Source organism: Butyricimonas sp. (genome assembly GCF_019423355.1).
Classification (GTDB): domain Bacteria; phylum Bacteroidota; class Bacteroidia; order Bacteroidales; family Marinifilaceae; genus Butyricimonas; species Butyricimonas faecihominis.
The window spans coordinates 204,317-227,300 of record NZ_JAHZBP010000002.1 but is presented as its reverse complement, the minus strand read 5'-3'; the positions used below and the strand labels follow the sequence as shown (position 1 = coordinate 227,300).

21 protein-coding genes and 1 other RNA gene are annotated in these 22,984 nt (G+C 50.1%); 9 read left to right on the top strand and 13 right to left on the bottom strand.

Annotated elements, in window-relative coordinates:
- The first annotated feature begins 26 nt into the window (after positions 1 to 26).
- From QVC79_RS03580 to QVC79_RS03570, 3 genes are all read left to right on the top strand, one after another.
- Complete coding sequence (locus QVC79_RS03580) at positions 27 to 1,475, top strand: flotillin family protein (RefSeq protein WP_270594160.1); 1,449 nt, start codon at positions 27 to 29, stop codon at positions 1,473 to 1,475.
- 116 nt (positions 1,476 to 1,591) lie between these two features.
- Positions 1,592 to 2,014: a tRNA (adenosine(37)-N6)-threonylcarbamoyltransferase complex ATPase subunit type 1 TsaE gene (gene tsaE, locus QVC79_RS03575; RefSeq protein ID WP_270593723.1), complete on the top strand. Its 423-nt coding sequence runs from the start codon at positions 1,592 to 1,594 to the stop codon at positions 2,012 to 2,014.
- 10 nt (positions 2,015 to 2,024) lie between these two features.
- Positions 2,025 to 3,245, top strand: coding sequence for an alanine dehydrogenase (locus QVC79_RS03570; RefSeq protein WP_270593725.1), 1,221 nt, complete (start codon positions 2,025 to 2,027; stop codon positions 3,243 to 3,245).
- Here the strand turns inward: QVC79_RS03570 and QVC79_RS03565 are convergent, their stop codons facing one another.
- From QVC79_RS03565 to QVC79_RS03550, 4 genes are all read right to left on the bottom strand, one after another.
- Entirely contained in the window at positions 3,246 to 4,649 is a 1,404-nt protein-coding gene (locus QVC79_RS03565; protein WP_270593726.1) for an L-lactate permease, read from the bottom strand.
- A gap of 18 nt (positions 4,650 to 4,667) precedes the next feature.
- A complete protein-coding gene (locus QVC79_RS03560) occupies positions 4,668 to 5,159 on the bottom strand; it encodes a D-glycero-alpha-D-manno-heptose-1,7-bisphosphate 7-phosphatase (protein ID WP_124317339.1) in 492 nt (163 codons plus the stop codon).
- A 189-nt stretch (positions 5,160 to 5,348) separates the two neighbouring features.
- Entirely contained in the window at positions 5,349 to 6,359 is a 1,011-nt protein-coding gene (holA, locus tag QVC79_RS03555) for a DNA polymerase III subunit delta (RefSeq protein WP_087419957.1), read from the bottom strand.
- A 70-nt stretch (positions 6,360 to 6,429) separates the two neighbouring features.
- Positions 6,430 to 7,026 carry a DUF4294 domain-containing protein gene (locus QVC79_RS03550; RefSeq protein WP_270593727.1) on the bottom strand — a complete coding sequence of 199 codons (597 nt, stop codon included), beginning with the start codon at positions 7,024 to 7,026 and terminating at the stop codon, positions 6,430 to 6,432.
- Positions 7,027 to 7,099: 73 nt separating this feature from the next.
- On the opposite strand from QVC79_RS03550, the gene QVC79_RS03545 reads away from it, so the two are divergent.
- From QVC79_RS03545 to QVC79_RS03525, 5 genes are all read left to right on the top strand, one after another.
- Entirely contained in the window at positions 7,100 to 7,690 is a 591-nt protein-coding gene (locus QVC79_RS03545) for a YqgE/AlgH family protein (RefSeq protein WP_124317337.1), read from the top strand.
- 172 nt (positions 7,691 to 7,862) lie between these two features.
- An RNA gene (rnpB, locus tag QVC79_RS03540) (RNase P RNA component class A) lies at positions 7,863 to 8,209 on the top strand.
- 126 nt (positions 8,210 to 8,335) lie between these two features.
- Positions 8,336 to 9,547: an L-serine ammonia-lyase gene (locus tag QVC79_RS03535; RefSeq protein ID WP_124318220.1), complete on the top strand. Its 1,212-nt coding sequence runs from the start codon at positions 8,336 to 8,338 to the stop codon at positions 9,545 to 9,547.
- A gap of 89 nt (positions 9,548 to 9,636) precedes the next feature.
- A complete protein-coding gene (locus tag QVC79_RS03530) occupies positions 9,637 to 10,227 on the top strand; it encodes a bifunctional nuclease family protein (RefSeq protein ID WP_124318219.1) in 591 nt (196 codons plus the stop codon).
- A 19-nt stretch (positions 10,228 to 10,246) separates the two neighbouring features.
- Positions 10,247 to 11,545: a glucose-6-phosphate isomerase gene (locus QVC79_RS03525; RefSeq protein WP_270594161.1), complete on the top strand. Its 1,299-nt coding sequence runs from the start codon at positions 10,247 to 10,249 to the stop codon at positions 11,543 to 11,545.
- Between the two features lie 29 nt (positions 11,546 to 11,574).
- On the opposite strand, the gene QVC79_RS03520 is transcribed toward QVC79_RS03525, so the two are convergent.
- The 8 genes from QVC79_RS03520 to QVC79_RS03485 form a co-directional block, all read right to left on the bottom strand.
- Positions 11,575 to 12,321 carry a HesA/MoeB/ThiF family protein gene (locus QVC79_RS03520; RefSeq protein WP_270593730.1) on the bottom strand — a complete coding sequence of 249 codons (747 nt, stop codon included), beginning with the start codon at positions 12,319 to 12,321 and terminating at the stop codon, positions 11,575 to 11,577.
- Positions 12,322 to 12,354: 33 nt separating this feature from the next.
- Complete coding sequence (locus QVC79_RS03515; RefSeq protein WP_027202688.1) at positions 12,355 to 12,960, bottom strand: recombinase family protein; 606 nt, start codon at positions 12,958 to 12,960, stop codon at positions 12,355 to 12,357.
- Between the two features lie 137 nt (positions 12,961 to 13,097).
- On the bottom strand, positions 13,098 to 14,207 hold the full coding sequence (thiH, locus tag QVC79_RS03510; RefSeq protein ID WP_270593731.1) for a 2-iminoacetate synthase ThiH: 1,110 nt from the start codon (positions 14,205 to 14,207) through the stop codon (positions 13,098 to 13,100).
- A gap of 271 nt (positions 14,208 to 14,478) precedes the next feature.
- Entirely contained in the window at positions 14,479 to 15,243 is a 765-nt protein-coding gene (locus QVC79_RS03505; protein WP_270542485.1) for a thiazole synthase, read from the bottom strand.
- A 125-nt stretch (positions 15,244 to 15,368) separates the two neighbouring features.
- Entirely contained in the window at positions 15,369 to 17,369 is a 2,001-nt protein-coding gene (locus QVC79_RS03500; protein WP_270593733.1) for a thiamine phosphate synthase, read from the bottom strand.
- Between the two features lie 18 nt (positions 17,370 to 17,387).
- Complete coding sequence (gene thiC / locus QVC79_RS03495) at positions 17,388 to 19,148, bottom strand: phosphomethylpyrimidine synthase ThiC (protein WP_087419967.1); 1,761 nt, start codon at positions 19,146 to 19,148, stop codon at positions 17,388 to 17,390.
- Positions 19,149 to 19,235: 87 nt separating this feature from the next.
- On the bottom strand, positions 19,236 to 19,436 hold the full coding sequence (thiS, locus tag QVC79_RS03490; protein WP_270593736.1) for a sulfur carrier protein ThiS: 201 nt from the start codon (positions 19,434 to 19,436) through the stop codon (positions 19,236 to 19,238).
- Between the two features lie 425 nt (positions 19,437 to 19,861).
- Entirely contained in the window at positions 19,862 to 20,191 is a 330-nt protein-coding gene (locus QVC79_RS03485; RefSeq protein ID WP_118305091.1) for an MGMT family protein, read from the bottom strand.
- A 391-nt stretch (positions 20,192 to 20,582) separates the two neighbouring features.
- Here QVC79_RS03485 and QVC79_RS03480 point away from each other — a divergent pair, with 391 nt between their 5' ends.
- Positions 20,583 to 21,305: a hypothetical protein gene (locus tag QVC79_RS03480; RefSeq protein WP_287642438.1), complete on the top strand. Its 723-nt coding sequence runs from the start codon at positions 20,583 to 20,585 to the stop codon at positions 21,303 to 21,305.
- 53 nt (positions 21,306 to 21,358) lie between these two features.
- Here QVC79_RS03480 and QVC79_RS03475 read toward each other — a convergent pair whose 3' ends face one another.
- Entirely contained in the window at positions 21,359 to 22,936 is a 1,578-nt protein-coding gene (locus QVC79_RS03475) for a peptide chain release factor 3 (RefSeq protein ID WP_270593740.1), read from the bottom strand.
- Positions 22,937 to 22,984 lie beyond the last annotated feature (48 nt).

The following is a 22,984-nucleotide window of genomic DNA, read 5'->3' as shown; positions in this document are numbered from 1 at the left end:
ATTAATCTTAGGAATATATGGAAAGTATGGAAGGTAGTTTGTATTTGATTGTCGCCATCGTGGCGGTGTTGTTTGTTACGTTTGCGGCGATATTGTCCCGTTATAAACGTTGTCCGTCAGACAAGATTCTTGTCGTGTACGGGCGGACCGGTAAGAATGCGACCGGGGGAGTGAGTTCCGCACGTTGTATTCATGGAGGGGCGGCTTTTATCTGGCCGGTGTTCCAGAGTTTTTCATTTCTGGACTTGACTCCGATCTCTATCGAGTGTAATTTGACGAATGCTTTAAGTAAACAGAATATACGAGTAGATGTGCCTTGTCGTTTTACGGTGGGTATTTCTACCGAACCGGATAGCATGACGAATGCGGCAGAGCGTTTGTTGGGGCAACGGCAGGAAAATATTCAGGATTTGGCCAAGGATATTCTTTTTGGGCAGTTACGTTTGGTGATTGCCACGATGGATATTGAGGAAATCAATTCCGACCGGGATAAATTCTTGGCTAACGTGAGTGCTAACGTGGAGGCCGAGTTACGGAAGATCGGTTTGAAACTGATCAACGTGAACGTGACCGACTTGCGGGATGAGTCCGGGTATATCGAGGCTTTGGGAAAAGAAGCAGCAGCGAAAGCGATCAATGATGCCAAGAAAAGCGTGGCCGAGCAGAATCGATTCGGAGAGATCGGTAAAGCCGAGGCAGATCGGGATAAAGATATTCGTATCGCGGAAACCGTGCGGGACACTCGTATTCGGACGGCCGAGGCTAATGCAACCGCGGTGGAGGGAGAAAACAATGCCAAGATTTTAATTGCCGATTCGGATGCCATCCGTCGGGAGAGAGAGGCCGAGGCTGCCCGTAAAGCTATCGCGGCAGAGAAAGTGCAGGCTGCAAAGGCTTTGGAAGAGGCTTATATGGCAGAGCGGGAGGCTGAGATTGCTCGTGCCGAAAGAGAGAAAGCTACACAAGCGGCTAATATCGTGGTTCCCGCACAGATTGACAAGGAGAAAGCGATTATTGATGCGGAGGCCGAGGCGGAACGTTTGCGCCGGTTGGCGAAAGGAGAGGCTGATGCCATTTTTGCCAAGATGGATGCCGAAGCACGAGGTTTATACGAGGTGCTGACAAAACAGGCGGAAGGATATGCCCAAATCGTGAAAGCCGCAGCCGGAGATCCCGACAAGGCGGTGATGATGTTGATTACCGATAAGTTGCCGGAGCTGGTGAGAACGCAAGTGGAGGCTGTTAAGAATATCAAGATCGACAAGGTTACCGTTTGGGATGGCAATAATGCCGGGAACGGGAATACTTCCACGGCTAACTTCATCTCGGGGATGATGAAATCGGTTCCCCCATTGAATGATTTGTTTAACATGGCCGGGCTGAATTTACCGACTTTCCTGAAAGGTGCCGCCACGGAAGAGAAAACCACGGATGCCGGACAACAGGATGAGATCGTTGAAGAAGTTGAGAAGTAGGGGAGATTCTAACTTTTAGTTTCGTTTTTTCGTTTACTAATAATTACCTTTGTGGTATACTTCAATCGAGTATATGACAAAGGTAATTAATCAATTCATAAAATAGAGGAAAGTTTATGCGCTGGATAATTGACGGTGTTGATGATTTGAATCGGGTTGCAAAAGAGTTTTTGGAAAGGACCGGAAATAATACGATATATGCCCTGTACGGGCCGATGGGAGTGGGAAAGACCACTTTCGTGAAAGCGGTAGCCGGGTGTTTGGGGATAGAGGATGATGTGAATTCCCCGACGTTCGCTATCGTAAACGAGTATCTGACGGCCACGGGAGACTCGGTTTTTCATTTCGATTTCTATCGGGTGAAGAATATTGAGGAGGCCATGGACTTCGGTTACGAGGAATATTTTTATAGCGGGAATCGTTGTTTTATAGAGTGGCCGGAGATGGTGGAGCCTCTGTTACCGAAAAACACGTTGATATGCAAGTTCTCTGAACTGGCAGATGGTCGGAGAGAATTGGTGATTGAAGAAAAACTTTAAAGTGTAGGTTATGGATAACTCGGGTAAATTATTGGGAGCCCAAATTAATCGGGAGTGGTTTCTATACCAAGAAAAAGAAGTATTCGGGGAATACCGGCAGAAACGATTGACAATCGGTTTACCGAACGAGATCGAGCGACGGGAAAACCGGGTGTGTTTAACTCCGGAGGCCGTGGCCATGATGGTTGATATGGGGCATACGATAATGATACAACGAGGAGCCGGAGAGGCTGCACATTACCATGACCGGGAGTACGCCGATGCGGGAGCTCAGATGTTGGATACCTGCGAGGAAGTGTACACGGCGGATATTATACTGAAACCGACTCCGGTGATGCAGGCAGACGTGGAGATGATGCATGATCGGCAGGTTATATTGTCACCGATCGAGCTTTTCGAGTTACGAAAAGAGGCTGTCGTGGAGATGATGCAGAAGAAAGTGACGGCTGTCGGGTTCGATATTCTGAAAGACGAGAACGGGGTTTATCCCGTGGTCCAGATGATGAGTGAGATTTCTGGAAGTTCGGCAATCATGATTGCCAGCGAGTACTTGAGCAATTCTCGGGAAGGGAAAGGTATCTTGCTGGGAGGGGTGACGGGAATCACTCCAGCCGAGGTGGTTATCTTGGGAGCCGGGACTTTGGGGGAATATGCGGCTCGCACGGCGTTGGCTTTGGGGGCAGAGGTGAAAGTGTTCGATCATTCACTGGAGCGTCTACGCCGGATAAATCATTGTCTGGGACAACGGGTATATACTTCTGTTTTTCATAAGCCGGTTTTGGAACGGGCGTTGTTGTCTGCCGACGTGCTGATCGGGGCTTTGCGTTTCTTCGATGATGATTTCGGGATTACCGTGTCCGAAGAACAGGTAAGATTGATGAAACAGGGGGCGGTGATCGTGGATATGTCCATTGAACATGGTGGATGTATTGAAACATCAGGGCCAACGACTCATGAGAACCCGACGTATGTATATAACGGGGTAATCCACTATTGTGTCCCGAATGTCCCGTCGAGAGTGGCCCGCACGGCATCTATCGCTTATAGTAATTTATTCACTCCTTTATTTGATAAGATTTCCCGGGCGGGTGGCTTTAATACTGCCATAAAAAATGATGCGGGATTACGGCATGGCGTGTATGTTTATAACGGTGTGTTGACGAAACGGGTGATTGCCGATCGCTATGGATTAGTTTCTAGAGATATTGATTTATTGATGGCTGCTTTCTGATCACCCGAGAAAGACAATAATTCCCAGTAGTATTCCGTACACGAGAGCATATGGGAAAGCCCGTTTTAAGATTCCCCCTTCTTGGCCCTGTAATTGACATGCGGAGGCGGCAATAGCAATACTCTGGGGAGAGATAATTTTCCCGGCAGTAGTGCCTGTGGTGTTGGCGGCGGCAAGCCAAGAAGGAGCAATGTCCATGTTTGCGGCGATTCCTGCTTGCAACTTCCCGAAAAGAATGTTTGCCGAAGTACCGCTACCCGTGATAAATGTTCCTATTTCCCCGACTAGAGGGGACCAGAAAGCGTAATACTTCCCGGAGATGGAAGTGAGTGTGTCGGCCAGTAATTGCACCATGCCGGATATTTCCATGAGTGCGGATATACTGACCAAGGCGATAACCATAATAATGGTACTGCGGATTTGTACGAGAGTTTGGCCTAGTAACGTGAATTGTCTGCTTGTCGTTATACCCTGTATTTGTCCCCCGATAAAAGCTCCGGCAAAAAGCAATAAACTCGTTGCCTTGAAATTGAAGGGAATAGCCAGTAATATAAAGAAAATGATAAGGCCGTAGACACTCCACGCTTGGTATATTTGTCGGGGCGAGTGTTTCGTGGGAATTGTGTCACTTTTTTCGGTCCATTTACTCCACGCGATAATAATAATGATGGAACAAATACTGCCTAGAATGGCTGGCATCTCCGGACCGAGATATGTGGCCGTGGCGTATTGTGCTAGGAAGGATACGCCCCCGACAAGCGTGCCGAGCAAGATGTTCTTGAGTAAAGCTTGGCGGCATCTGTCGGCCAATATAGCCAAGGTTATCGGGATCAAGAATATAAAAGGATATAATTGTTGAATGGTAGCCTTACACAATTCAGGTAACGGGCAGCCGGTCTCTTCCATGAGAACGGTTTCTGCGATACCGACGGCCCCGAATGTCGTGGGTTCACTGTTAGCGATGAGGCTCACGAGTACGGCGAACAACGGGCGAAATCCCAGCGTTACGAGTATGGCTGCCGGGATGGCGACCGAAGTCCCGTAGCCGGCCATTCCTTCCAGTAGCCCCCCGAATCCCCACGTGATCAGTAATACCTGTACACTCCTGTCCGTGGAAATCGTTGCCAGTTGGTCTTTTAACACTTTAATCTTGCCGGAATCCAGCAGAATATTATAGCTAAATACAGCCATCCAGATAACGGAAAGAATAGTGATACAAGCACGTGCGGTACTGTTTATTAAAGTGAAACCGATCTCTTGTGCGGGTATACCAAAGGCGAAAATGGCCAACATAACGGTAATAACAAGGGTAAGCAGGCTACTCTTATCTCCGGGCCACTTGCATATCCCCATGGATATGACCAGTATAACCATTGGCAGTAAGGCAAACAAGATTTCGAACATGACGTATCGTTAACCTTCTTATTGCTTGAGAATGGAGTCTATAACCGGGGTTAAGTCACTGTTTTTAGGTATTTTAATACCCCGGATTCCGGCAGCCTCCGCCGCCTCGATGTCCCGTGAACCATCCCCGATTAACCACGAGGCAGATTTGTCGATGTCAAACTCCCGGATAGCCTGTTCAATCATGTAAGGCGATGGTTTGCGGCATTTACAGGGGGCAATGCTGCTGTGATGAGGGCAGTAGTATATTTTATCCACGTGCGCCCCATGCTTTTCCAATTCCTTGCACATATGAGCGTGAAGGTTGTCCACGTCTTCGATCGAGTACTCCCCTTTAGCGACCCCGCCTTGATTGGTAACTATGATAATCAAATAACCCGCCTCGTTCAGTCGACGAATTCCGTCGATTACACCGGGATTGAAAACGAAGTCTTCAACTTTATATATGTAATAATGACCTTCATCAGAATTAATGGTCCCGTCCCGATCCAGAAATATAGCCTTGTTCATTAGATTTTATGATTTTAGATTCAGGCTACCCCCACTAGCTCCCCCTTACACAGGGGGAGGATACGCTGCATTGTTATATTGTAATGCTTTCTTGCGTTCATTTCTCCCCTTGTGTAAGGGGGAGTCAGCGGGGGTAGTTCTCTTATTTTCATTTTCAACCTGTAACCTGAAATTCACCTGTGGCGAATTTCAATGCATTATCTTAAATATTAACTCCTTCAAAAGCTCACCGTCTGAAATGTTAGCGTTACCGACACCTTTTGATTTGAGGTCGTACTCCCGTAACCAAGAGATAATATTGGCACATTTCATGGCGTTATATCGTTTCGCTCCTTCCGTGTAATCTTTCAGAAAATAGGGATTGATACCCAGTAACCGGGCCATTTCTTGCTGGTTTGGGGTACTTTTCTTCTGGTAGTGGTACGTCAGTAGGTTCAGAAAGTACCGGAACAACATGCTGATCGTGAGAACCAGCGGGTTGTTCTTGGGGTTAGCCTCGAAATAATTCACGATACGGTTTGCTTTCAGGTGATCCATCTGTATGATGGCTGCCGTGAGTTCGAACGTGTTGAATTCCTTGCTGATCCCCGTGTGTTCTTCCACCAGATTCTCCTTGATTTCACCGCCACCGGGAAGTAGGAGCATGAGCTTGTCCAGTTCGTTGGCCACCTTGCTCAAATCGTTCCCCAGACTTTCTGCGAGAATACCCGCGGCTTTCAATGAAATCATGTACTTCTTGTCTTTGCAGTACGAAATAATCCAGTCCGGGATCTTGTTGTCGTAAAGTTTGGCCGACTCGAAATAGATGCAATGCGAAGAACTGCTTAATTTTTTGAAAACTCCTTTACGTTTATCCGGTTTCTTGTTTTTATAGAGAAACACGAGGATCGTTGTCGGTTGAAGATGATCAATATAAGGCAGTAAATTCTCGAAATCCCGGATATTCTGGGCCTCCTTGACAATGACAACTTGACGTTGTGACATCATGGGAAAGCGGCGGGCCGTATCGGTCACGGTGGTCATGGAGACATCGTTCCCGTACAATATCGTTTGGTTAAACGCCTTCTCGTCCTCCGTGAGGGCGTTTTTCTCGATGCGTGTCGCTATATCGTCCAAAAAATAGGACTCTTCCCCCGATAGAAAGTAAATCGGGGCATATTTCCCTGCTTTTAAATCTGCAACTATCTCTTCGTATTTCATAAGGCAAAAGTAATAAACTTTAAATTCCGATCATATCAAAGAGTGGTAATTTTAGTGCCAAGAACAGGATTTATCGCCGGGTGATGTGAGAAGGGCCTCCCTTTTCGATCGAGCGCACGATCTGCTCGATTTTGCGGTCCCGCCCGTTCGGTTCGTAATCGGCTTTCAGGTTATTCCCGAACAACAGGGCCAGCGATTGCCAGAAATAGGCATTCACCGTACCCTTATACTCCTTGATGTGATTGAACGACGTGTTGTTTGTCTCCCGGTAGATCAGGCGAACGAGAATCTTCCCTTGCGTGACGGTCAGTTTCATCAACGGTTGCTTGAACGTGTGCATGAGTTCCTTGTACTCTTTCTTGATAATCTGTTTTCGTTTTGCCTCGGAATCCGTTTGCGCTAGTTTATTTTCAATCTCGTTGATCTTGGCGGCGGCTATTTTCGCATACGGGAACACCTTTCTCACGTTATAAACCATCCTTTGGTTCCGTTGTTGCTGGCGGGCGTATTTCCGTGGATTCTTCAATCGGGCGACGACATCTACTTCATGGAGAAGAACATGGGGTACGGTATCCCTGCCCATAATCACGGACGGGACAACACTCTGCGCTGTTGCAAAGCTGTTAATAAATAAAGATAGGAGTGATATGATAAATATTTTGCACATTTTTATATCTTTGCATTAACGCTTTATCAATACAAAGTTAGTAGATATATTTGACTTGTAAAAATATTAATTAGTGGAAAAGGAATTTCAGGATCTGTTTCAGATACGTCACAATGATGACCGTGTTGAGGTGGGAAAGGTGTTGATTGCAGAACCTTTTCTGGAAGGTAAATATTTTAACCGTTCCGTGGTCTACATGGTGGAACATGATTCGAGCGGGAGCGTGGGTTTTGTATTGAATAAGCCGTTACCTTACACGACTTCCGAGTTGGTAAAAGAACTCGAAGGCGTACATTTCCCCGTGTACATTGGTGGTCCCGTGGAGCGTAATCAGTTGTATTACATCCATCGGAGAAATGACATACCGGACTCGGAAGAGATCGCGAAAGGTATATATTGGGGAGGTGATTTTAAGGCTTTGACGGAGATGTTGAAAGCCGGAAAGGTATTGGAAGGAGAGATTCGTTTCTTTGCAGGGTATAGTGGCTGGACAGATAGCCAGTTGGAGAATGAATTGAAGGAGAATTCTTGGATGGTGGGGACAATTCCTACCGACACGCTGTTTACCATCCCGAACGAGGGATTATGGGAACAAGCCATGAGTTCTCTGGGGGGAAGATACAAGCTGTGGGCGAATTTCCCGGAAGACCCGATTCTTAATTAATTGAGAATTGAGAATTGACAATTGAAAATGAAGAAGATTTGATGAGTTTGGAGATTAGAGGGGACTACCCCTACCGGCTCCCCCTGTGTAAGGGGGAGTTAGAGGGGGTAGTTAAAGCATTGGCCTTGTGTGGTTGGAATCTAAAATCTAAAATCATTAAATCTAAAATATAAAGGCAGGCCGTTCTATCGCTGTCCCGTGAGGGAGAGAGGAAAGTCCGGGCAACGCAGGGCATCGTGCTTCTTAACGGGAAGGTCTCCGAGAGGGGGCAGTAGTGTAACAGAAAATAACCGTTCCGTTTGCGGAATAAGGGTGAAAAGGTGAGGTAAGAGCCCACCGGTATCCCGGGTGATCGGGGTAGCCGTACACCTCACGAGTTGCAAGACCATGTACACTGGCGCTTAGGTTTGCCCGACCGATGTCAGGGGGTAGGTCGCTAGAGCCGCGGAGTGATCCGCGGAGTAGATAAATGATAGAAACCGCAAGGTACAGAACCCGGCTTACAGGCCTGCCTTTTTTTTATTGAAAACCGATTAATTCGCAATTTATGAACTACGATTTATGATTCAGGAAAACATTAGTATAATGACTTGATCTAAAATCATAAATCAGTAAATTAATAAAATCTATAACAATAACTAGGACGTGAAATCAATCAGAGAAATATTTAGAATCGGGTACGGGCCTTCTTCCAGTCACACGATGGGACCGGGACGGGCGGCGTATTATTTCAAGGAAAAGAATCCGGATGCCGAGCGCTACCGGGTGACCTTGTACGGGAGTCTGGCATTGACGGGAGTGGGGCACGGAACGGATGTTGCTATCCAGAAGATGATCAATCGGCCGGACGACACGGAAATTATATGGGAGTCCACGAAATCCCTGCCCCATCATCCGAACGGGATGTTGTTCGAGGCTTTAAGAAACGGGGAAGTCGTGGATCGTTGGGAGGTATATAGTGTGGGAGGTGGCGCCCTGTGGGATGAACTGGGAACCTTCAAGGAGGAAGATGTCTATCCCGACACGAAAATGACGGATATACTGGACTGGTGCAAGGCCGAGGGGCGCTCTTTCGTGGAGTACGTGGAACTGCACGAGGGACCGGAAATCTTCGACTATCTCGAAGAGGTTTGGAAAGTGATGGTTACAAGTATTCATAACGGCTTGGAAAACGAGGGTGTGTTACCCGGTAACCTGCGGTTGGCACGCAAGGCTTGTTCCTACCACGTGCGGGCCCAGCAATCGGCAGGTACCCTGCGCCATATGGGAATGGTATTTGCTGCCGCTTTGGCAGTTGCCGAAGAGAACGCGGCAGGAGGTAAGATCGTGACGGCTCCCACGTGCGGGTCGGCCGGGGTCGTACCTTCCGTGTTGTTCTTTTTGAAACACGATCAGGAGATTAGTGATAAACGAATTATAAAAGGTTTGGCCACGGCCGGATTGATTGGTAACATCGTGAAAACCAACGGTTCTATTTCCGGTGCCGAGGTAGGATGTCAGGGAGAACTGGGAACGGCTTGCGCAATGGCAGCCGGTGCGGCGGCCCAGATTCTGGGAGGTTCCCCGATGCAGATCGAGTACGCTGCGGAAATGGGATTCGAGCATAACTTAGGTTTGACGTGCGATCCCGTGGGCGGTTATGTGCAAATTCCCTGCATCGAGCGAAATGCCTTTATCTCGCAGAAAGCGCGGGAGTGTGCAATCTATTCTTTGTTCTCGGATGGCCGGCACAAGGTGTCTTTTGACGACGTGGTGGAGACCATGATGCAGACGGGATGCGATATGCAGGCCAAGTATCGCGAGACAAGCCTCGGAGGGCTGGCTCGTATATACAGGGCTCCCTTGAAAAAATCGTAGCGTCGAATCCGGTGTCGGTGAGCCGGAATGGTACATTAATTGTAACAACTAAGAATAGAAAATCGTAGACCTAAAGTTATACAAGGCTTATGGACAGGATTAAGTTAAAAGTTTTCGGGTTATCCTATCAGAGTATGTCACAAACCGGTGCGTACGCGCTGATTCTGGCGGAAGAGAATGATGCCTTCCGCATCCCCATCATTATAGGGATTGCGGAGGCTCAATCCATTGCCATACAGATGGAACACCTGCACTCACAGCGTCCCTTGACGCACGATTTGATGAAGAGTCTGGCGGATAGTCTGGGTGTGGTTCTAGAAGAGGTTTATATATATCGTTGGGAATCCGGCATCTTTTACTCTGAACTGCGTTTCAGGAATGGCGAGGAACTGCTGAAGATTGATTCGCGTACTTCCGATGCCATCGCCTTGGCCTTGCGCTATAATTGTCCGATTTATATTGCGGCCAGCGTGATTGCCAAGACTGCCATCCCGATCTCCGATCTGGCCACGGGAGAATTTAGCGGGCAAAAGCCTGTTGAACCGGAGAAATCCGAAACAACCGAGTATAACTTCACGATAGAAGAATTAACCCGTTTACTGGATGAGGCCGTGAAGAACGAGGATTACGAGAGTGCCTCTCGCTTCAGGGATATGCTGAAAGCTAGGAAAGAGGAATAATATATAAAACATGAAAACAATGGATCGCATAAAACTTGACTACTCGAAGGTGTTATCGTTTGTAGGGGAAAAAGAGATCGCCGTGCAACGAGAAAAAGCAACAAAGGCTCTAAAGGGCTTGGAAGACGGAACTTGTAAAGGGAGTGACTTTTTGGGTTGGCTCGATCTACCCGTCCACATCACGGATGATGAATTGAATCGTATTTCCGCTTGTGCCAACAAGTTAAGGGAGCAAACCGATGTTGTTGTCATTGTGGGCATCGGGGGATCTTACTTGGGAGCCAAAGCGGTGATCGAGGCCATGTCCGGTAGTTTTGATGCTTATTCCGGTACGAAAGTTGTTTTCGCGGGAAATAACGTGAGCGAGGACTATCTATACGAGTTACAGACGTTCCTTAAAGATAAGAAATTCGGTATATGCGTGATTTCCAAATCGGGAACCACGACCGAACCTGCCGTGGCTTTCCGTTTACTGAAGGATCAACTGATCGAGCAAGAGGGAGTTACCGTGGCAAGGGAGAGAATCGTGGCCATTACCGACGAGAAAAAGGGAGCCTTGCGAACGATGTCGGACCGGGAAGGGTACGAGACTTTCGTTATTCCGGACAATGTCGGGGGACGCTACTCCGTGCTGACCCCCGTGGGATTGCTCCCCGTGGCTATTGCCGGGTTTGACGTCCGGGCTTTAGTTAAAGGTGCCGTGGATATGCGGGCGTATGGCAAGGAGAATGGGGCAGAGCTTTCCGCCACATACGCTGCCGTTCGGAATGCGCTCTACGAGAAGGGGTACGTGATCGAGATCACGGTGAACTTCAACCCGAAATTGCATTATGTTGCCGAATGGTGGAAACAGCTTTACGGGGAAAGCGAGGGCAAAGAGAATAAGGGTATATTCCCCGCCAGCGTTGACTTCACGACAGATTTGCACTCCATGGGGCAATACATACAGGAAGGACGTCGAAATCTGTTCGAGACGGTTCTTTCCATTGATAAAACGAAATACAGCTTGCAAGTGCCTTGCGATGCCCATGACCTTGATAAACTGAATTATCTGGCCGGTAAGCGCGTCGATGAGGTAAATAAGATGGCCGAACTGGGAACCCAACTCGCCCACGTGGATGGTGGGGTACCGAATATCCGGGTCATTATCCCGGAACTGACGGAGTACTACTTGGGTCAGCTATTCTATTTCTACGAACTGGCTTGTGGTATCTCCGGTGGTATACTCGGGGTGAATACTTTCGACCAGCCGGGCGTGGAGGCCTATAAGAACAATATGTTCATGCTGCTGGGCAAGCCGGGGTACGAGAGAAAATAAAAAGTGAACTGGCAATGCCAGTTCACTTTTTATTTAAATAGAGATTCCTCTCCTCGTTCCTTCTTCCGGATGGCAAAAGTGAGGTACGTGTTATTCAATATATCAATAGTCAGTAATTTCCCGGAAAGTACGCCGGGTTTCTCCAGTATGATTTTAATTGCTTCGTTCGCTTGAAGGGAACCGACAATTCCCGGTAATGCCCCGATGACACCCAGCGGTTGCGAGAAATTTTCGATCTCGTCATTGTACTCGAAAAGATCCCGGTAAGTGGGACCGTTCTGGTAATTGAATACGGACACTTGCCCGCTGAACTCGCAAATGCTGCCGTAAACGAACGGTTTTCCCAGCTTCACGCAAGCGTCATTAATCAGGTAACGGGCGTGGAGATTATCTGTCGCGTCCATGACAATATCGTATTCGGGAATGATTTCCAGTGCGTTATCCAGTGATAACCGGGTAAAATATGGTGTAATCCGGGTGAATGGATTTAATTGTTTTAATTTCGTGGTGGCGACGGTGACTTTCGGAGTTCCCACGTGAGTCGTGTCGTATAATATTTGGCGTTGCAGGTTGGATTCTGAAACAACATCGTCGTCCATGATGCCGATATGGCCGATTCCTGCTGCCGTGAGGTAATATAATATAGGTGAGCCTAATCCCCCGGCTCCTACGACCAGTATGCTCGTTTCTTTAATTTTTTCTTGTCCTTGAATTCTAATGTCGTGTAGGATAATGTGTCGATTATAACGTTCTTGTTCTTGATTGGTCAGTGGCATCGGTAATGAAAATTCTAATTTGTTCTACTCTTGTTACTTGCTTTCGTTAATGTGTTGTTTGACAAATCGGTTGACGGTGCAGATGGATACTTTGTATTTCTTGGCTATTTTCTTGTAAGGTACGCTGTTATCCATGAGTTCGATAATCTTCTCCTTGTTTTGTATCAACACGTTCAACTGCGGACAACTGCCATACGGGCGCCCCAGTTTTTTTCCCTCGGCCTTTCTTACCGCGAGAGCCTCTCTTGTCCGGATGGATATAAGATTACGTTCGATTTCTGCGACTAGCCCGAACGCGAATCCTAGGATTTTACTGTTCAGGTTATTCTCGAAAGTGTATCCTTCTTTCGTGCTATGAAGAACAATTTTACGTTGAATACAGGTATTGATGATATTCATGATGTCAATCAATGTCCTGCTCAATCGCGAAACTTCCGTGACGATAAGGCAATCACCTTCCTGCAAAGATTCCAGAAGGTCGCCTAATTTTCGGTCATTACTATGTACTTTTCCACTGACAACGTCATGATACCACTTGTCAATATCAAGTCCCCGGTGGGCTGCAAATTTCTTGATCTCCTCCTGCTGGTTTTCCAAATGTTGTTTGTTTGTGCTGACTCGCAAATATGCAACTACCATAATTAAAATGATTTTAGAGTATTAAAAAGACAAACGTAACAAAAGGAGAAGAATATTTATTGTTTTTCAAAAGTTAAAAGAAGTTATCAAGCATGTAATAATAAGGTTTGGCGGCTACCAAACCCTATTATTATTAACTACATCCAAGCGTCCCAATCTTTCCACACGGGTTCATACCCTTGTGCTTTAATGGCCTCGACCATTTCTTGCGGGGTACGGTTATCGTTGATGGCAAATTGTTCCAGTTCCTTGTGGGGAACGACGTACCCGCCCGGCTCCGTGCTTGACCCGGCACTCATGGACGTGGCTCCTAGGTGCATCACGTGATCCCGGAATTCCCGGCTTTCCCGCGTGGACACGGAGATTTCGGCCTGCTGGTCGAGCAAACGGTAGGCGCATATCAGTTGCACCATCTGCTTGTCGTTGATCGGGTCTTTCGGCATGAAGGCCCCGGCGTGTGGTCGCAGGCGGGGAAGAGAGATCGAGTACTTGGAACGCCAGTAGGTCCTTTCTAGGTATTTCAAGTGCAGGGCCGTGAAGAACGAGTCGGTGCGCCAGTCTTCCAGACCGAGCAATGCCCCGATACCCATTTTCTGAACCCCGGCCGTGCATACCCTGTCGGGAGTTTCCAAACGGTAGCGGTAATTTGCCTTCCGTCCCTTGGGGTGGTACTTGGGATATTGTTGTTCGTTATACGTTTCTTGGTACACGCACACGAAGCTCAACCCGGCCTCGTGTAACCGGGCGTAGTCCTCCGTGTCGAGAGGTTGCACTTCAAGGGCGATCTGCGAGAACTTGTCCCGTACTGCGCGGATCACTTTCTCGTAGTAGTCCACCGTGGTCACGGCAGGCGCCTCGCCCGACACGAGCAACAGGTGCTTGAATCCCCACCCGGTAATGACGTCAGTTTCCGCCTGTACCTCTTCGAGAGTAAGCATTTTCCGGTGAATATCGTTATCGTGGTTGAAACCGCAGTACACGCAGAAATTCGTGCAGTAATTGGAAACGTACAGGGGAATGTACAACTGGATCGTGTTCCCGAATCTTTCCAGAGTCAGACGGTTAGCCTCCACGGCCATGTCCTCCAGTAACGGTGTTGCTGCCGGGGAGATCAATGCCATAAAATCATCTAACGTGCGATGCGGGTTATTGATTGCCGCGATAGCATCGTTTTTCGACTTATCCATGATGTTCTGTTTCACATCGTCCCAGTCGTAGGTTTTCAAGGTATCGTAAAATGAAGTCATTTACTTGATGTTTAAAAGTTTGTAAAGTTCATAAGGTTCATAAGGTTCATAAGGTTTTGTTTCGTGTGCTAACAACCCCCTCTAACTCCCCCACAGGGGGAGAAACGGACGCAAGAAGTCGCTTCAATGTTTCAATGTAGCACATCCTCCCCCTGTGCAAGGAGGAGCCAGAGGGGGTTGTTTAATCTTTATCGGTAACATAAACTGCCGTTAAAACACTGTCCGAAGGACACCCATCACTTTACGTGCCTTATAGACCTGATGAACCCATTTAATCCAAAAATGCCGTTAACGGGGAGCTGGCCTGTGCGTGGCGGTATTGTTTGGCAAGTTTTGCCTCGAATGCCATGCGTCCGGCCTCCACGGCCAGTTTAAATGCCCGCCCCATTTCTACCGGGTTAGGCGATACGGCAATAGCGGTATTCACCAGCACTGCGGCAGCACCCATTTCCATGGCAGCGGCGGCGTGGGAGGGAGCCCCGATTCCGGCATCCACGATTACCGGGATGTTACTCTGTTCAATGATGATCTCCAGCAGGTCGCGGGTCACCAGCCCTTTGTTCGTGCCGATCGGTGCGCCTAACGGCATCACGGTGGCGGCCCCGGCATTTTCAAGGTGTTTGCAAAGTACCGGATCAGCTTGAATGTAGGGTAATACCACGAAACCCAGTTTGGCCAATTCCTCGGTCGCTTTCAAGGTTTCGATCGGGTCGGGCAACAGGTACTTGGGATCGGGATGTATTTCCAGTTTCAGCCAGTTCGTGCCGAGAGCCTCTCTCGCCAGTTGTGCAGCGAACACGGCTTCTTTGGCGGTTCTCACGCCGGAAGTATTGGGTAACAAGGTGATATGAGGTGCTTTCAGATGAGCCAGAATATCATCATCCTTACCGTCCATGTTCATGCGTTTCAGCGCGACGGTTACGAGTTGTGATTCGGATGCCAAGATGGCATCTTCCATCAGTTGATTCGATGCGAATTTACCGGTTCCGGTAAATAAGCGTGAGGTAAATTCTTTGTCTGCTATTTTTAAAGCCATACTAATTTTAGATTTTAAATTTTAGATTGAACTCCTCCGTCAGCTTCGCTGCCACCTCCTCTATAAACAGAGGAGGAGCTGGTGACTCTTCCCAAAGATGAAGAGTAACTCAACTCTCCCTCTGTTTATAGAGGGAGTACCCCGAAGGGGGGAGGGAGTTCTTTTATATTCAATTGTTCCACCGTTTCTCTCGTTTTTCCCGTTATATCCTCGCTGTTTTTAAGCAGGGAAGAGAGGGCGATGCCCGTTACTCCCGTGTTTAATATCGGTAGAATATCGTCCTCCCGGATGCCCCCAATGGCGTGGACGGGAAGATGGATGCTCTCTTTCCGGCAGGCGTCCATGATCTTCCGGTAGCCTTCGAGACCGAGGACCGGGCTGAGACGCTTTTTCGTCGAGGTGTACGTGAATGGTCCCAGACCGATGTAGTCTACCTGTTGACGAAAACGGGTCACGACGTCTTCAAACGTGTTGCATGTTCCCCCGATGATCTTCGAGTAACCGAGAATCCGGCGGGCTTCGAGGGGATTCATGTCCTCTTTTCCCAAGTGTACCCCGTCGGCATCCAGTTCAAGGGCGATGTCCACGTTGTCATTGACAAGGAACAAGGCCCCGTGACGTTTACAAATCTCTTTCACGGTGCGTCCGACACGGATAAACTCTTCCCGGTCAGCCTCTTTCATCCGTAGTTGCACCCATCGACATCCTCCCTTGCACACGGCCTCCACCTGTTCGGGAATAGAAACTCCCTCCTTGTGGTCGGTGATGTATTGCAAGGGAATCCGGTACAAGTCAACTTCCGGGGCGGTGCTTTCCATGCGGTTATGCATCCCTAGGTTCGTGTCGTTGGAGCGGATAAATCCTGCCACGTAGTACTGCCCCAGCCGACAAGCGTCGGGGAGGGGATAGCCGAGCGTGAGATACGAGGCGATGGCCGAGGAGAGAACGCATCCCGTCCCGTGTTTCCCGTGTCTTGCCCGTGTCACCGAGAAGGTGTACACCTTGTCCGGGGTGACCAGCCGATCGGAAGCCAGCGCCCCGTCATTATGACCGCCTTTCCAGAGGATATTGAGGTTCAGGCTGCGGGCCAGCGCTTGCAGGCTTTCCACGTCCGGGTGATTCCCGAAAAGTGTTTTCAGCTCGTCCGTGTTCGGGGTGATCAGGTATATCTTTCGAAGTATATCCTGCAACTGAGTTAGATTCTCCCCGTCATGGAACTGGAACCCGGCGCTGGCTTTCAGTATCGGGTCCCAGATAATCCTTACCTTAGGGAGAGCCGTCCGGAGATAGTTCACCACTTGTTCCAGCGTGTCGAAACTTTCGATCAACCCGATCTTGACGTAAGCGGGGCTGAACTCCCGGAACAGGACGTCGCATTGCCGGATGATCTCGTCCGGCGTGAGCCACTTCGTCCCGAGGTAAGTGTTTTGATTCTGGAAGGTGATGGAACTGCTCGTTCCAAGTCCATATACCCGGCAACTTTCGAACGTTTTGATGTCAGCCGTCACCCCGGCCCCGGAACTTTGGTCAAACCCGGCGATACTTAGCACCTCGTCGGGCAAGATGTTGGTGAAACGGGCAACGGTCTCCGACGGCTGTTCCCACACGTGTCCCAGCAAGGCGACCCCGCGGAATCCCATTTTCCGGCATTCCGCAACTTTTTCCGCGGTGATACCTCCCAAGGCGATCACGGGTACGCGTCTCTTTTGCAAGTTTTCCTTCAGGTATTCCGGGGCGAAGGCCGACGGGTATCCGGGTTTGGAAATGCTGTCAAATACCGGGCTGAGAAAGACGTAGTTCGGCTCGAAAGGCAAGGCGTCGATTTCCTCGAAGGAGTGACACGACACGCTCACGTGGGCGAGTCGATCCCGTCCGGTGAACGTCCGAACCTCGTTGTATTTCAGGTGAATCCCTCTTAACCCGTACTCTTCTGCCAGTTCGAAGTGGTCGTGCAGGATGACACGTTCCCGGAAATGCGGCCGGATACCCCGGATGTAATGTTCCAGCGTGTCCCGGTCTGCTCCCGGCTTTCGCAGGTGCAGCAAGTGCAATCCGCTTTCAAAGAGCTTGTTCACGATATGCTCTTCGTCAGGCAGGGTGCGGGGAGGGGTGATGATTACGATCATGTGTATGTGGTTTGAACTCTATCCTTCCTGTTCATTTATCTTTTTCCTCAACTTCTCGCTGGCACGCATGGAGCAGAAATGTTCCCCGCACATGGAGCAGAAATGAGCCTCTTTGTGTCCCTCGGCGGGTAACGTCTCGTCGTGGAAACGCAAGGCTTTTTCAGAATCCAGCGCGAGATGGAACTGGTCTTTCCATCGGAACTCGAAACGGGCCTTGCTCATGGCGTAATCCCGGTAGTAAGCGGCGGGGTGGCCTTTGGCAAGGTCGGCGGCGTGGGCGGCGAGTTTGAAGGTAATCACGCCTTCTTTCACGTCGTCCCGGTTCGGCAACCCGAGGTGTTCCTTCTGGGTCACGTAGCAGAGCATGGATGTCCCGAACCAGCCGATCATGGCACCACCGATGGCAGAGGTGATGTGGTCGTAGCCGGGGGCGATGTCCGTCACGAGCGGTCCGAGGGTGTAGAACGGGGCCTCGTCGCACCATTCCTGTTCCAGTCGCATATTTTCCCGGATTTTCTGCATCGGCACGTGTCCCGGTCCCTCGATGATCACTTGCACGTCATGCTTGGAAGCCACCCGGGCCAGTTCTCCCAGCGTTTTCAACTCGGCAAGCTGTGCCTCGTCGTTCGAGTCGGCGATGCAACCGGGACGCAACCCGTCACCGATGGATACCCCGACGTCATATTTGGCGAGAATCTCGCAGATGTCCTCGAAATGCTCGTACAAGAAACTTTCCCGCTTGTGGGTCGTACACCAGTGTGCCATGATGGCTCCCCCGCGGGACACGATTCCCGTGAGGCGTTTCAGCGTCAGCGGCACGTGGTGCCAGCGCAACCCGGCATGGATCGTGAAGTAGTCTACGCCTTGCTCGGCTTGCTCGATGAGCGTGTCGCGGTAAATCTCCCACGTGAGGTCTTCCACCTTGCCCCGCACCTTTTCCAGTGCTTGGTACAATGGCACGGTTCCCACGGGTACGGGCGAGTTACGGATGATCCACTCGCGTGTCTCGTGGATGTTTTTCCCGGTCGACAGGTCCATGATCGTGTCGGCTCCCCAGCGGAAGGCCCACACGGCTTTTTCCACTTCCTCGGAAATAGACGAGGTGATGGGGGAGTTCCCGATGTTGGCGTTGATCTTCACGAGGAAGTTGCGCCCGATGATCATCGGCTCGCTCTCCGGGTGGTTGATATTTGCGGGGATGATGGCCCGCCCGGCGGCCACTTCCTGACGCACGAATTCCGGGGTGATATATTCCGGGAAGTTCGCGCCCAGCGGCTCGCCTTTCTCTTTCTTGTAGGCCTCCCGGATCTTGTCGACCATCTGGTTCTCGCGGATGGCGATGTATTCCATTTCCGGGGTGATGATTCCCTGACGGGCGTAGTACATCTGCGACACTCGGTGTCCCGGTTTCGCCACTCTCGGCGTGGTGTTCACGTGTTCGAAACGCAAGGCATCGAGCGAGCGATCATTTTGGCGCGCCCGGCCGTACTCGGAACTCAGTCCTTCCAGTTTCACAGTGTCATTCCGGTCGGCAATCCATTGTTCCCGGATCTTGGGCAGTCCCTTGTGCAGGTCCACCGTGTAGTTCGGGTCCGTGTAAGGTCCCGATGTATCGTAAACCACGACAGGCTCGTTTTCGATCTTCGTCCCGTCCGTGTCAACCGTGGGCGTGAGGTTAATCCGGCGCATCGGCACCTCGATGTCGAACATCTCGCCCTTCACGTAAATCTTTTCCGACCCGGGTAGCGGGCCGCTTGAAATGGTAAATTCTTGGCTCATTTTATTAAATTTTAAATTTAAAATTTAAAATGTAGAATGGGGAAACTATTCATTCTAAATTCTACATTCTAAATTCTACATTCTTCCTTATCCTCCCTGTACTGCCTTGATGATGATAATTTTGCTACCATCTTGAAGCACGGTTTTACCCCAGTCGGGACGGGGAATGACGTTGAAATCCACGGCGATGGCAATGTTGCCCGTCGGGATGGCGTTGGTTTCCAGTACTTCGGGGAGTGTCGTGCCGGGGGCGCATTCGAAGGATTTGTCGTTTATAAATACTTGCATTGTATATAAATTTTTAACTTCTAACTACCCCCTCTAGCTCCCACTTACACAGGGGGAGAACTCGCTACATTGTAACATTGTGGCGTTTCTCGCGTCCGTTTCTCCCCCTGTGCAAGGGGGAGCCAGAGGGGGTAGTCCACTCTAAATTTTAAACTCTAAATTCTAAACTTTTTTCAATCCTCCGGGAAGTCTACAATGAAATCCAGCTTGTATTATAACTCTTTCCCTCCGCCGGCATTACCCGGATCAGGTTCATGGGTATAATCTCAGCCCGTTGTATTACCCTGCCTTCTCGCGGCAGGTAGAAGTGTCGGGAAAATCCCTCGCTTCTTAGGCACCCCTTCAGAATATCTCATGGCAAAGCTACGGATAAATTTTAATACCTGCAACGACAAGTATTAAAAAGTTACAGGAGATGCTACCCCTTAACTTGTGACTTCATCGGCTGATAGGATTTCCCACAAATGTTTTTTCATGTCCACGTGGCCGTTGGGACGGAAGGTGACCCCTTCGTTTTCGAGTAGCGTCCGTTGTTCGGTCCATCCCGGTGCGGTCTGTCCGGCACTGTTCACGACACGGTGGCAGGGGAGCGTCTTGTCGTCCGGGGATTGTGCCATTGCCCGGCCTACCCACCGGGCGTGTTGCGGTCGTCCCGCCAGCGCGGCGATCCTGCCGTAGGTGAGTACTTTTCCCCGCGGGATCTGCCGGGTGATCTCGTACACGTCGTTGAAAAATTCCCGTAATGTTTCGTCCATATTCAATTCTTGCTCCAGCGTAAAGGTATTAAATTTATCGGTAACAATAGCTAGTGCAGGCTCGTTTCGTGTCAGGGCATGAAGGTGGGAAAGCAAGGAACGCGCGGGGGTATAAATAGAGCCTTTTTTCTTGACAGAAGTAAGAAATAATGGGATTCCTGCCAGTTTTCGTGTAAGATGCTGGTTATCTTCACTATAGATTAACGTCACCTTCGGTAGTCATTCGGTAAGTGTTCGACAAGTGTTCGATAAGTGTTCGACAAGTGTTCGATGTAAAAGCGAACACTTACCATGCATGATTTGGTAATTTAACGAAAATTTAGTATATTTGTTGTTAAGGTGCCTTTAAGCATTGTTGGAGGATTACAGGAACGTTTAACAAGGAGGTGTTATGAAAAAGAAGAAAAAAATCACGCGGCCGGCCGGCAAGCGACCGGAAACCACCCGTTGCGACGGGGTGACCACGTACTACCGGAAAGGTAAAGTATGCCATTGCAGTAGCAAACGCCCCCCCGGGTCGAGGGAGGAACGTGACCGCCGCCGCGCCGCCCGTACCTTGAACCAGCGCCAGCGGTCCAGCGTGTTCGCCCTCGTGTCGCGGCTCGTGAAAATCCTCACGCGAAAGCTGCGGGACCTCAACGCGTGGGTGTCCCTCGCGAAGGCAACGAACATGACTCCCGCGAATCTCTGCCACAAGGTCAACGGCACCGCGTGCGACGAGAACGGCGTGGCGAACTTCCGCGCCTTTATATTCAGCGTCGGGTGGCTCGCCGTGCCGCTCTTCACCCGCGTCACCCGTCGCGGCTGGGAGATCACCATCGAGTGGCGACCCCACGGCGTCCCCAACGAGACGAGGGACAAGGATACGCTTGTCATCGGCTACTTCTACGATTCCTTGCCCGACGCGCCCCGCGTGCTTCACTTGCCCAACGTCACCCGTGCCGGACGGGTAGCCACGTTCACGCTGCCCGATCCCGTGACGGCAACCGGCAAGCCTCTCTCCCCAGACGAGATCGTCCACCTTTATCCCTACGTGGCGGGTTCCGGGCAGGACGAGTTTTCCACTTCCGTCTATCTCCGTGTCGCCCGCGATGCCAACGAGATTCTAGGGTGAGATCGCGCCTTGAATGTTTTCCTAGTTTATAAGGTTTATAAACCTTATAAACCCTAAAATTCCGAGGTAAAGTGGAACACCAGTTTCTTGTAATTCACTTGCGCCATTTGCAGCATGTACTGTGATTCGGCGAGAAATACGTCACGACCCCACTTGTCCTTGGCCATGTACTGCGCCTTGTGAAGACGGAAATCTTCCAATTCCTTCGGGTCGAGAGCCTCGATCCAGCAAGCCTTGTAAAGATTGATATTTTCCCAGCGACAGGCGGCGCTGTACTCGTGCAGCAAACGGTACTCGATAACCTCGAACTGGAGCGCACCTACGGTTCCGATAATCTTGCGATTGTTGAACTGGTTCGTGAACAACTGGGCCACACCCTCGTCCATGAGTTGGTCGATACCCTTGGCCAGTTGCTTGGATTTCATGGGGTCGGCGTTCTCGATGTACTTGAAGAGTTCCGGGGAGAAACTGGGAATACCCTTGAAATGAAGTTTCTCGCCTTCCGTCAGCGTGTCACCGATCTTGAAGTTACCCGTGTCGTGAAGACCCACGATGTCACCGGGGTACGCCTCGTCGATGATGGATTTCTTGGACGCCATGAACGCCGTGGGGGTGGAGAACTTGAGGTTCTTGCCCAGACCGACGTGCAGGTAGTTGGTGTTACGCCGGAACACGCCGGAACACACTTTCACGAAGGCGATACGGTCACGGTGGTTGGGGTCCATGTTGGCGTGGATCTTGAAGACAAAACCGGTGAATTTCTCCTCGTCCGGTTGCACGAGACGCTCGTCCGTCTCGCGGGGAAGCGGGCTGGGAGCGATTTCGATGAAACAATCCAGCATCTCGCGGATACCGAAGTTGTTCAGCGCCGATCCGAAGAACACGGGAGCCACTTGCCCGTCGAGGTACGCCGTGCGGTCGATGGCGGGGTATACTTCCCGAACGAGTTCGAGGTCTTCCCGCAACTTGTCGGCCGAGCGTTCACCAATATGCTCGTCGAGTTCGCCGGAATTGATGTCGTTGATCTCAATGCCATCCTGAATGGTCTGCACGCTTGCCGAGTAGAGGCAAAGGTTCTCGCGGTGTATGTTGTAAATACCCTTGAACTGGTCGCCGTTACCGATAGGCCAGCTTAACGGGGTGACTTGTATTTGCAGCTCTTTCTCGATCTCGTCCAGCAGGTCGAACGGGTCCTGACCGGGGCGGTCGAGCTTGTTGATAAACACGATGACCGGGGTTTTGCGCATCCGGCACACTTGCATCAGCTTGCGGGTCTGCGTCTCCACGCCTTTCGCCGAGTCAACGACGATGATCACGCTGTCGCAGGCCGTCAGCACGCGAAACGTGTCCTCGGCGAAGTCTTGGTGACCGGGGGTGTCAAGAATGTTGATCTTCACGTCCTTGTACTCGAAACCCATGACGGAAGTGGCCACGGAGATCCCTCTCTGGCGCTCGATCTCCATGAAGTCGGAGGTGGCCGTTTTCTTGATCTTGTTCGACTTCACGGCTCCCGCCACGTGTATGGCACCACCGAAAAGCAATAATTTCTCCGTTAAGGTCGTTTTACCCGCGTCGGGGTGACTGATGATACCGAACGTGCGTCGTTTTAATATTTCTTCCTTGAAACCCATGCTGATTACGTGTTTTTTTTAGCGGGTGCAAAGATAGGAAAAGAAGTT

Coding starts and splice junctions, on each gene's coding strand:
- QVC79_RS03475 (WP_270593740.1), bottom strand. CDS start 22,936: ATGGGTTTCAAGGAAGAAATATTAAAACGACGCACGTTCGGTATCATC.
- QVC79_RS03500 (WP_270593733.1), bottom strand. CDS start 17,369: ATGATCGTAATCATCACCCCTCCCCGCACCCTGCCTGACGAAGAGCAT.
- QVC79_RS03520 (WP_270593730.1), bottom strand. CDS start 12,321: ATGCCACTGACCAATCAAGAACAAGAACGTTATAATCGACACATTATC.
- QVC79_RS03505 (WP_270542485.1), bottom strand. CDS start 15,243: ATGGCTTTAAAAATAGCAGACAAAGAATTTACCTCACGCTTATTTACC.
- QVC79_RS03580 (WP_270594160.1), top strand. CDS start 27: ATGGAAGGTAGTTTGTATTTGATTGTCGCCATCGTGGCGGTGTTGTTT.
- thiS (WP_270593736.1), bottom strand. CDS start 19,436: ATGCAAGTATTTATAAACGACAAATCCTTCGAATGCGCCCCCGGCACG.
- holA (WP_087419957.1), bottom strand. CDS start 6,359: ATGAAATACGAAGAGATAGTTGCAGATTTAAAAGCAGGGAAATATGCC.
- QVC79_RS03560 (WP_124317339.1), bottom strand. CDS start 5,159: ATGAACAAGGCTATATTTCTGGATCGGGACGGGACCATTAATTCTGAT.
- thiC (WP_087419967.1), bottom strand. CDS start 19,148: ATGAGCCAAGAATTTACCATTTCAAGCGGCCCGCTACCCGGGTCGGAA.
- tsaE (WP_270593723.1), top strand. CDS start 1,592: ATGCGCTGGATAATTGACGGTGTTGATGATTTGAATCGGGTTGCAAAA.
- QVC79_RS03565 (WP_270593726.1), bottom strand. CDS start 4,649: ATGTTCGAAATCTTGTTTGCCTTACTGCCAATGGTTATACTGGTCATA.
- QVC79_RS03550 (WP_270593727.1), bottom strand. CDS start 7,026: ATGTGCAAAATATTTATCATATCACTCCTATCTTTATTTATTAACAGC.
- QVC79_RS03480 (WP_287642438.1), top strand. CDS start 20,583: ATGAAAAAGAAGAAAAAAATCACGCGGCCGGCCGGCAAGCGACCGGAA.
- QVC79_RS03530 (WP_124318219.1), top strand. CDS start 9,637: ATGGACAGGATTAAGTTAAAAGTTTTCGGGTTATCCTATCAGAGTATG.
- QVC79_RS03525 (WP_270594161.1), top strand. CDS start 10,247: ATGGATCGCATAAAACTTGACTACTCGAAGGTGTTATCGTTTGTAGGG.
- QVC79_RS03485 (WP_118305091.1), bottom strand. CDS start 20,191: ATGGACGAAACATTACGGGAATTTTTCAACGACGTGTACGAGATCACC.
- QVC79_RS03570 (WP_270593725.1), top strand. CDS start 2,025: ATGGATAACTCGGGTAAATTATTGGGAGCCCAAATTAATCGGGAGTGG.
- QVC79_RS03515 (WP_027202688.1), bottom strand. CDS start 12,960: ATGGTAGTTGCATATTTGCGAGTCAGCACAAACAAACAACATTTGGAA.
- thiH (WP_270593731.1), bottom strand. CDS start 14,207: ATGACTTCATTTTACGATACCTTGAAAACCTACGACTGGGACGATGTG.